The sequence below is a fragment of the Streptobacillus felis genome, from assembly GCF_001559775.1.
GTDB classification, from domain to species: Bacteria; Fusobacteriota; Fusobacteriia; order Fusobacteriales; family Leptotrichiaceae; genus Streptobacillus; species Streptobacillus felis.
This window is the reverse complement of record NZ_LOHX01000239.1, coordinates 1-571: the sequence shown is the minus strand read 5'-3', so window position 1 is coordinate 571 and position 571 is coordinate 1. Positions and strand designations below refer to the sequence as shown.

The 571-nt window shown below is 22.1% G+C and carries 2 protein-coding genes; both read right to left on the bottom strand.

The window, feature by feature from the left end:
• Window positions 1–234: dihydrodipicolinate synthase family protein (locus tag AYC60_RS04510; RefSeq protein WP_269146649.1), on the bottom strand; the 234-nt coding region annotated here is incomplete at its 3' end.
• A gap of 138 nt (window positions 235–372) precedes the next feature.
• On the bottom strand, window positions 373–571 hold a 199-nt coding region (locus AYC60_RS09010; protein ID WP_197416959.1), incomplete at its 5' end, for a hypothetical protein.

The following is a 571-nucleotide window of genomic DNA, read 5'->3' as shown; positions in this document are numbered from 1 at the left end:
ATATACAGCTTTTTCTGTTGAATTAGAGCCTGCTCCTGCAACAACTTTTATTCTTCCTTTAACTTCATCTACAACTGTTTTCATAGCTAAAATATATTCCTCTTCATTTAACGTTGCCGCTTCTCCAGTAGTTCCACAAAATACTATACCTGAAGCCATATTTTCTATTTGAAAGTTTAATAACTCCTTTATTTTTTCTACATCTCCCTTTAAATTTTTATCACATGGTGTAATTATTTCTCCTTATCTTTTTGAATTTTTCATACCATTCATACATTAAATTTTTGATATAATAATTTAATTTATTATATATTTTTCCTAAATCTTTTTTATTATTAATTTCAGTATTATTTATTTCATCTCTTTATTTTATTAATAATATTCTGATTGTAATAAATCTAACATCATTAACAACTCTATAACATATCCTTGTAATTCAGGATAAAAATTCTTATTTATTTTTCTAATTTCTTTTCTAGTATTTTTAAAATCTTCTTCACTTACTTTAGAAAAATTATATAATAAATCATATAATAATCTATTATATTTATTAAGAGGATAATCCTTATAA